General features: G+C 64.4%; 6 protein-coding genes. 5 read left to right on the top strand and 1 reads right to left on the bottom strand.

Going from position 1 to position 9,267, the window contains the following annotated elements:
* The first annotated feature begins 175 nt into the window (after positions 1-175).
* The 5 genes from AC1DY5_RS30320 (at position 176) to AC1DY5_RS30340 (ending at position 8,156) form a co-directional block, all read left to right on the top strand.
* Positions 176-2,320: a hydantoinase/oxoprolinase family protein gene (locus AC1DY5_RS30320; protein WP_478117485.1), complete on the top strand. Its 2,145-nt coding sequence runs from the start codon at positions 176-178 to the stop codon at positions 2,318-2,320.
* 12 nt (positions 2,321-2,332) lie between these two features.
* Positions 2,333-4,657, top strand: coding sequence for a hydantoinase B/oxoprolinase family protein (locus tag AC1DY5_RS30325; RefSeq protein WP_478117487.1), 2,325 nt, complete (start codon positions 2,333-2,335; stop codon positions 4,655-4,657).
* 34 nt (positions 4,658-4,691) lie between these two features.
* Positions 4,692-5,198, top strand: coding sequence for an acetone carboxylase subunit gamma (locus AC1DY5_RS30330; protein WP_478117488.1), 507 nt, complete (start codon positions 4,692-4,694; stop codon positions 5,196-5,198).
* 186 nt (positions 5,199-5,384) lie between these two features.
* Entirely contained in the window at positions 5,385-5,981 is a 597-nt protein-coding gene (locus AC1DY5_RS30335) for an NADPH-dependent FMN reductase (protein ID WP_478117490.1), read from the top strand.
* 174 nt (positions 5,982-6,155) lie between these two features.
* On the top strand, positions 6,156-8,156 hold the full coding sequence (locus AC1DY5_RS30340) for a sigma-54-dependent Fis family transcriptional regulator (protein WP_478117492.1): 2,001 nt from the start codon (positions 6,156-6,158) through the stop codon (positions 8,154-8,156).
* 776 nt (positions 8,157-8,932) lie between these two features.
* Here the strand turns inward: AC1DY5_RS30340 and AC1DY5_RS30345 are convergent.
* Positions 8,933-9,267, bottom strand: a 335-nt coding sequence (locus AC1DY5_RS30345; RefSeq protein WP_478117494.1) for a (R)-mandelonitrile lyase, incomplete at its 5' end; no start/stop codon positions are given.

Raw genomic sequence — 9,267 nt, forward strand, 5'->3', positions numbered from 1 at the left:
CTGTCAGCCTCGCGTAAACCCGAGTCCGCTCAACGAAATCAAGGGCTTAGCGCGACCCGACCGACGTCCGCGTCGTCTTGGCACGGCCGCTGCAAAGAAAAGGGCGAGCGAACCGAACGCTCGGGTGGGTTGCGCAGACACGCAGCCCGGTCAATGGCCKCAAGGAGATCTACACATGGAAATGCAATCACAGGTACAGGTGATGGGCATCGATGCCGGGGGCACGATGACCGACACCTTCTTCGTCCGCGAGGACGGGCGCTTTGTCGTCGGCAAGGCGCAGAGCAACCCGCAGGATGAATCACTCGCCATCTTCAACTCCTCGCAAGATGCGCTGGCGCACTGGAAACGCGAAGTCGACGAGGTCTATCCCGAGCTGCTGACCTGCGTGTACTCGGGAACGGCGATGCTCAACCGCGTCGTGCAGCGCAAGGGGCTCGATGTCGGCCTGATGGTCAACAAGGGCTTCGAGCATGTGCATTCGATGGGCCGCGCGATCCAGAGCTACCTCGGCTATGCGCTGGAGGAGCGCATTCACCTTAACACCCATCGCTACGATGAACCACTGGTACCGCTGCGACGTACGCGTGGTGTGACTGAGCGAACCGACGTGCAGGGCGAGGTGGTGATTCCGCTGCGCGAAGACGAGGTGCGACAGGCGACGCGCGAGCTGGTCGTCGCCGGCTCGAAGGCCATCGTGATCTGCCTCCTCCAGTCGCACAAGAACGGCCGCAGTGAGCAGCGCGCCCGCGACATCTGCCTCGACGAGTTGAAGCAGTTGAGCGCGGACATTCCGGTGTTCGCATCGGTCGACTACTACCCGCAGCGCAAGGAGAGCCACCGCATGAACACCACGGTGCTCGAGGCCTACGCGGCCGAGCCCTCGCGCCAGACGCTCCAGAAGGTAAGCGACCGCTTCAAGAAGCACGGCGCGAAGTTCGATCTGCGCGTGATGGCCACGCACGGCGGGACGATCAGCTGGAAGGCCAAGGAGTTGGCGCGCACCATCGTCTCCGGACCGATCGGCGGCGTGATCGGCTCCAAGCTGTTGGGCGAGGCGCTCGGCTACGACAACGTCGCCTGTTCGGACATTGGTGGCACGTCGTTCGACATGGCGCTCATCACCAAGGGCAACTTCGCGATTGTGGCGGATCCCGACATGGCGAGGCTGGTGCTGTCGCTGCCGCTGGTGGCGATGGACTCGGTGGGCGCGGGTGCGGGCAGCTTCGTACGGCTGGACCCGTACAGCGGTGCCATCAAGCTGGGCCCCGACAGCGCCGGTTATCGGGTAGGCACCTGCTGGCCTGAAAGCGGGCTCGACACGGTGTCGGTCTCGGACTGCCACGTCGTTCTCGGCTACCTCAACCCCGACAACTTCCTCGGTGGCGCGATCAAGCTCGACGTGGAGCGTGCGCGCCAGCACATCAAGGCCCAGATCGCAGACCCGCTCGGCCTGTCGGTGGAGGACGCTGCGGCGGGTGTCATCGAGTTGCTGGACGTGCAGCTGCGCGAGTACCTGCGCTCCAACGTCAGCGCCAAGGGATACAACCCGATCGATTTCGTGTGCTTCTCCTACGGCGGCGCTGGGCCGGTGCACACCTACGGCTACACCGAAGGGCTGGGCTTCAAGGATGTCGTCGTGCCGGCCTGGGCGGCGGGCTTCTCGGCCTTCGGTTGCGCCTGCGCCGACTTCGAGTACCGCTACGACAAGAGCGTGGACCTGGCGCTGCCGCAGCACGCGGCCGACGGCGAGAAGGCGCAAGCCGCGACGACCATCCAGGCGGCCTGGTCTGACCTGGCCGCGAAGGTGATCGAGGAATTCCGGATCAACGGCTTCAAGCCCGAGGAGGTGATCCTGCGCCCCGGCTACCGCATGCAGTACATGGGCCAACTCAACGACCTGGAGATCAGCTCGCCGGTCGGCAGCGCGTCGACCGCACAGGACTGGGATCGCATCGTCGAAGCCTTCGAGCAGACCTACAGCCGCGTGTACGCCAGCTCGGCACGCTCGCCGGAACTCGGCTTTTCCATCACCGGCGCGATCATGCGCGGCATGGTCATCACCCAGAAGCCGGTGTTGCCTGAGGATCCGGAAGGCGGACCGACACCGCCGCAGGAAGCACGCATCGGTACCCGGCCGCTGTACCGCCACAAGGTTTGGCACGACGCGGTGCTTTGGAAGATGGAAGCGCTCAAGCCGGGCAACACCATCGTCGGCCCCGCGATCGTCGAATCGGACGCCACGACCTTCGTCGTCCCCCTGGGTTTTTCGACCACGCTTGACAAGCATCGCTTGTTCCACCTCAAGGAAGTGAAGTAAGGAGACATGACCATGAACATGATGTCCAGCAAAGAACTCGGCTTCGCCGACCTGCTCAAGACCGGCCAGACGTTGAAAGAATTCCGCGACGGAATTCTCGAGCGCACCGCCAAGACCGGCCACTACAACGGCCTGCAGCGTCTGGAGCTGCGCGAGACGGACCCGATCCGCTACGAGAAGATGTTCTCCAAACTGCGTGGCGGCCTGGTGCATGCGCGCGAAACCGCCAAGAAGATCGCGGCCAGCCCGATCGTCGAGCAGGAAGGCGAGCTGTGCTTCACGCTCTACAACGCGGCCGGCGACTGCGTGCTCACCTCGACGGGAATCATCATCCACGTCGGCACGATGGGCGCGGCGATCAAGTACATGATCGAGAACAACTGGGAAGGCAATCCCGGCATCCATCCCGGTGACATGTTCACCAACAATGACTGTGCGATCGGCAACGTTCATCCTTGCGACATCGCCACCATCGTTCCGATCTTTGCGCATGGCAAGCTGATCGGCTGGGTTGGCGGCGTGACCCACGTGATTGATACCGGCGCCGTCACGCCGGGCTCGATGTCCACCGGTCAGACCCAGCGCTTCGGCGACGGCTACATGATCACATGTCGCAAGACCGGCGTGAACGACACCCCGCTGCGGGACTGGCTGCACGAGAGTCAGCGCTCGGTGCGTACGCCGAAGTACTGGATCCTCGACGAGCGCACCCGCATCGCCGGCTGCCACATGATCCGCGACCTGATCGAGGAAGTGATTGAAGACGAAGGGCTGGAGGCCTACGAGAAGTTCGCCTACGAGGTGATCGAGGAGGGTCGGCGCGGCTTGCTCACGCGCATCAAGGCGATGACGCTGCCGGGCAAGTACCGCAAGGTTGCGTTCGTCGACGTGCCCTACAAGCATGAGGATGTACGGACCTCCAACGCCTTCGCCAAGCTCGACTCCATCATGCACGCGCCGGTGGAGATGGAGATCCGCGCAGACGGATCGTGGCGGCTCGACTTCGAGGGCGCGAGCCGCTGGGGATGGCATTCGTACAACGCGCACCACGTGGCGTTCACCAGCGGCATCTGGGTGATGATGACGCAGACCCTGGTGCCCACGCAGCGCATCAACGACGGCGCGTACTACGGCACCGAGTTCCATATGCCAAAGGGAACGTGGATGAACCCGGACGACCGTCGCACCGGACATGCCTACGCCTGGCACTTCCTGGTCTCGGCCTGGACGACGATGTGGCGCGGCCTGGGCCAGGCCTACTTCAGCCGCGGCTATCTGGAGGAGGTCAACGCCGGCAACGCCAACACCTCCAACTGGCTGCAGGGCGGCGGCATCAACCAGGATGGCGAGATCCATGCGGTCAACAGCTTCGAGGCCTCGTCCTGCGGCACCGGTGCCGGCGCCATCAAGGATGGCCTGAACCACGCGGCGGCGATCTGGAACCCCGAGGGCGACATGGGCGACATGGAGATCTGGGAAATGGCCGAGCCGCTGCTGTATCTGGGCCGTAACGCCAAGGCCAACTCCGGTGGCTACGGGAAGTACCGTGGCGGTTGCGGCTTCGAAACCTTGCGCATGGTGTGGAAGGCTCAGGACTGGACGATGTTCTTCATGGGCAACGGCTACATGAACAGCGACTGGGGCCTGATGGGCGGCTATCCGGCGGCCACCGGCTATCGCTTCGAGGCGCACAAGACCGGCCTGAAGGAACGCATCGCGATGGGCGACAGCCTGCCGTTGGGGGGCGACGCCAACCCGGACCTGCCGGACTACGAGAACCATCTGAATGCCGGCGCGGTGGTCAAGCGCGATCAGCAATGCATGACCACTGAAGACTGCTACGAAAACTACGACCTGTACTTGAACTACCTTCGTGGCGGGCCCGGGTTCGGTGACCCGCTGGACCGGGAGGTCGAAGCGATCGCCAGCGATCTCAACAACAGCCTGCTGCTACCGGAATACGCACAGAAGGTCTACGGCGTCGTGGCGACGCGCGACGCCCAGGGCGTGTGGACTGTCGATGCCAGGCAGACCGCGCTGCAGCGCGTCGAGATCCGCAAGCAGCGGCTGGCCCGTTCGATCCCGACGCAGGAATGGATGAAGCTCGAGCGCGAGYACATCCTGACCAAGAACGCGTCGCCACAGGTGCAGCACATGTTCGCAACCAGCTTTGGTCTGTCCAAGAAGTTCGAGCAGCAGTTCCGCGACTTCTGGAACCTGCCGGAATCCTGGGTGCTCATCGAGGACGAACTGGACGTGCCCACCTATGGCTCCAAGTTCCGCATGGACCTGTCCAAGATGCCCGACGTGAACACCGTCGTGCTGGTCGAAGAATGAAACGCGGTCGACAAGACCCCAAAGGAGATTTGAAATGACTACTTACACACGTGAACAAGTCAAGAGCCTGGTCGACGGCAAGCTCGACTGGGACACCACCTTGCGCATGCTGTCGATGCCCAAGGATCCGGACCGCTTCGAGAAGTACGTCGATGCGTTACAACAAAAGCTGGATTGGGACGACCGAATTGTCTTGCCGCTCGGCCCGCACTTGCACATCGTGCAGCTGGCCAAGACCAAGAAATGGGTCACCAAATGCGATTGCGGCCACGAGTTCTGCGGCTGGCGCGAGAACTGGAAGCTGCACGCCAACCTCTACGTGCGCCAGACCGAGGAGGAAATGATGGAGGTCTACCCGAAGCTGATGGCGCCGGATACCAACTGGCAGGTCTACCGCGAGTACTACTGCCCCCAGTGCGGGACCATGCACGACATCGAAGCGCCCACGCCGTGGTACCCGGTGATTCACGACTTCGAGCCTGACATCGATGCCTTCTACAGGGAATGGGTGAAGCTCCCGCTGCCGGAACGCGCGGACTGAGCAGGAATTGACCGGTGCCCCGCTAGCCCGCTGCGATGCGGGGCGCCTTGACCGACAACACCATCCCGTCCTGCTGCCGGCGTCGTACGAATGGCTGGTGGACTGGTGGGCGGGCTGTCGTGGATCGCGGTGGGCGTGCTGTTGGCCACGCAGACGATCCGATCGAACATGAAATGAAAGTGCGACATGCGCGTCTCTGAACTTCAAAGCTCCACGACCGGCCATCTTCCCAGGCCCCGCCTCCTTGGCATTTCCGGCAGCCTGCGAAAGGGCTCCTTCAATACCGCCATCCTCGCGAGCCTCGGGGCCTCCGTCGAAGAGCGTGCGAGCCTGCAGATCCTGCCGTTGAACGACCTGCCGCCCTATGACCAGGATGCCGATACCGCCACACCGCCGGAGGCGATGGTCCGCCTGCGTGCCGCCATCGACATTGCGGACGGGCTGGTGATCGCCTCACCGGAATACAACCACAGCATCTCCGGCGTGCTCAAGAACGCGCTCGACTGGGCGTCGCGTCCCTTCGGCCAGTCGACGCTGAGCGGCAAGGCGGTGCTGACGCTGACCTCGTCCACCGCGTTCACCGGCGGCGTGCGCGCACAGGCTCAGCTGACCGAGGTGCTGACCGCCATCGCGGCAAGGCTGGTGCACCGGCCGCAGACCGTCATCGGGTCGGCCCATCAGAAGATCGTGGACGGCAGGCTCGTCGACGAGGCCACGCTGGGCTTTCTCCAGGGCGGCATCGATGACCTGCTGCGCCTGATCCGCCGCGAGGCCGCGGCCTGAGGGCGCGACCTGCCGTATTCACTCACAGAAAGGAGATCCCGTGGGGCGTTGCCCCACCATGGTCATTGTCTCTATCATTCTGAGGGTAGCGCACGCACCAACGGATGCGCCAACAGACATGCAGGCCGCGATGCACGGCCCGGTGGAGACAGCATGGCACCGCGGGACAAACAGATGTTTTCGACCCCTGGCGACGAAACGGCGGTCATGGCGGCGTGGGAGTCCTTCGTCAGTGGAGATGCGCGCCCGACGGAGGCGCTCCGCTCACTGGTGGACGTTTCCTGGCAGCGCTGCCAGGAAGCGCAGGTCGATCCGAATCGTCGGGGTGGGCCGCAGCCGGTGTCCGAGCAGGATCTCTTCCTGCTGCGCGAACGCCAGCGCGAGCTTCTGGAGGCCAGCGCACCGGCCATGGCCTGCGCGCACGACTTCCTCTCGCAAACCGGCACCATGATGGCGCTGGCCGACGCCCGCGGCACGATCCTCATGACGGAGGGTGACACGCCGGCGATGGGATTGGCCGAAACCATCCACCTGATGCCAGGCGTGACCTGGAACGAGGTGCTGTGCGGCACCAATGCGATCGGCACAGCACTCGCCATGGGCCAGCCGGTTCAGATCCACTCCGCCGAGCATTTCTGCGCCGGCATCAAGCGATGGACCTGCTCGGCTGCCGTGGTGCGGCATCCGACCGACGGCGAGATCATCGGCGTACTGGACGTCTCCGGCCTGTCGCAGACGTACAGCCGGCAGAGTCTGGCGCTGGTGGTCACGACTGCGAATCGCATCGAAAGCCGGCTTGCCATGGTGGAGATGGAGCACCGCTACCACTTGCTGGAGCACGGCATGGGCCGCTGGAATGCGGGCCGGCAGGAGGGCCTGGTGCTGTTCGATCGGCGGGGCAGTCCGATCAAGGCCAATGAGCACGCACACATCGCGATCGCGGCCGCTGGCGGTCAGATCGACCTGTCCGGCGCGCACCGGCTGCCCGAACTCGCGGCGGGTCGCCTGGGGCGCGGCGGCCACCGGCGCCAGCTACCCCCATGGATCAAGCCCGAGTGGCTCGAGCCGCTGATCGTCAAGGGGGAGCATCTCGGCACGCTTCTGGTGGTGCCAGTGCGCGGCCGCGCGACCTCGCTGCACGCCTCGATGGCGGCGCAAGGCGCAGGCCATGGCCAACGAGACAGTGCAGTAGCCGGCGACGCCTTTGCGACGGTCATCACGGCGGACCCGGCCATGCTGCAGGTCATCGGCAAGGCGCGGCAATTGGCGCGGTCCAGGACGCCGGTCCTGCTGCAGGGCGAGACCGGCGTGGGCAAGGAGGAGTTCGCGCGAGGCGTTCACGGCGCCTGCGCGGGCCCGTACATAGCGCTCAACTGCGGCGGGTTGTCGCGCGAACTGCTGGCGAGCGAGCTGTTCGGGTATGCCGACGGCGCCTTCACCGGCGCCCGCAAGGGCGGCATGGCCGGCAAGATCGAAGCCGCCGACGGCGGCACGCTGTTCCTCGACGAGATCGGCGAGATGCCGATGGACATGCAGCCGCATCTGCTGCGGGTGCTGGAGCAAGGAGAAATCTACCGCCTCGGCGAGAACGCGCCGCGCCGGGTGAACTTCCGGCTGGTCGCCGCGACCCACAGGGACCTGCGGGAGGAAATCGCGGCGGGCCGGTTCCGCATGGACCTGTTCTATCGCATCGCTGTCACGAGCCTGCGCATTCCGCCGCTGCGCGAGCGCCAGGGTGACATCGCGCTGCTCGCGCAGCATTTCCTGGATCTTTTTCGCAGCGAGCAAGGGATGGAGCCCGAAGTTCTGGATGAGGCGGTGCTCTCCCGCTTGGCCTCGTACCGCTGGCCTGGCAACGTGCGCGAGTTGCGCAACGTGATCCAGGGAGCCGTGATGATGAGCGAGGGGGAGCCGCTGACATGCGCGGCACTGCCCCCCGAACTGTCCGGCCTGGAAGCTCCGGGCGCCGCGCCTTCGGAAGGCCTGGGCGTCGAGGTGCGCAGCATCGCCGAGGGCGAGGAAGCCTTGATCCGACGCGCGATCATCGCCAGCGAAGGCAACCTCACGCTCGCGGCGCGCCAATTGCACATCGCCAAGAGCACGCTTTACGTGAAGATGCAGCGCTACGGCCTGTCGCGCGAGGGAATGCGGGTCGGCGAACCGACGCACAAATAGTCTGTCCGAGGGCCGCATGGCTCATCACGCTGGGGCAAGGCCCAGCGATTGGCGTTCGCCCCAAAGCAGACGCTCTCGCGCCGAAGAAGAGTGACCCGTTCGAAAGTTGAACAGCAGCCTCTTGCCATACTGCAGTGCGCTTGAAATAGTGGAACTTATTGATGCGACACACTCCAATCTGGGATCTGTACGGAGGTTGGAGCCATGCGCATTGCCCCGAAGATCGAACTGGATACTGTTGTCGAACGAGAGTTGACGGCATTGGCGCGGCGAGGCTCTTGTGCAGCAACGGGCCAGGATCGTGTTGCTGGCCGCTCGTCCTAGAAAAGGCTTCGCCCCGGCCTTCCGCATCTGCCCCCTGATTCACCGCTCGGGGGAAGAAACTTGACCCAGCTGATCAAGGCAGCGGCGGCGGCCTTCTCGTCAAGCGACAGGCTGCCGTTTGAGAGCGCGCGCCGCAAGAAATGTTTGATATGTGTGTAGAGCGACGGATACGCCAATGGTTCCAGCCCGATAGTGGAGGAGGGGAGTCGCTGGGCCCGCTCTGTCGAAGGCGATCCCTCGGAAGCGAGAGTATGCGCGTGTAGCCATGATCGTTGTTGATGGTACTGGCGTAGCGCGATCGCGCCCGCCCTTGGAACGCGCCCTAAACCACCAAGCGGAGCCTTGCCGCACCACTTTTGAGCGCCGATCAGTCGCTCGCCCGCAAGCCAGTGCCTGCGCAGAACGCCCCAGACAATTCGGAGCAGCAACTGCCGCGCCTTGATCAGTCAATGTCACTGCGCGAATTGTTCCTTGCTGACCTTTTCCATCCATTCCACCGATTTCCCATCGAGGGCCTCGGAGATTGCAATATGGCTCATGCCCACGGTGGGGCCAGCGCCGTGCCAATGCTTCACGCCTGGGGGAATCCACACGAGGTCACCGGGGCGAATTTCCTGAACGGCATCGCCCCATTTCTGTACCCGTCCGACGCCTGCCGTCACGATGAGGGTCTGCCCCAGCGGGTGCGTGTGCCATGCGGTGTGGGCCCCGGGTGCGAAGGTCACGATGCCGCCGCCCACACGGGCCGGCGCGGGGGCCTGAAAGCGCGAGTCCACGAGCACCGAGC

Source organism: Variovorax sp. P4_D9 (genome assembly GCF_056401695.1).

Coding starts and splice junctions, on each gene's coding strand:
- AC1DY5_RS30320 (WP_478117485.1), top strand. CDS start 176: ATGGAAATGCAATCACAGGTACAGGTGATGGGCATCGATGCCGGGGGC.
- AC1DY5_RS30330 (WP_478117488.1), top strand. CDS start 4,692: ATGACTACTTACACACGTGAACAAGTCAAGAGCCTGGTCGACGGCAAG.
- AC1DY5_RS30335 (WP_478117490.1), top strand. CDS start 5,385: ATGCGCGTCTCTGAACTTCAAAGCTCCACGACCGGCCATCTTCCCAGG.
- AC1DY5_RS30340 (WP_478117492.1), top strand. CDS start 6,156: ATGTTTTCGACCCCTGGCGACGAAACGGCGGTCATGGCGGCGTGGGAG.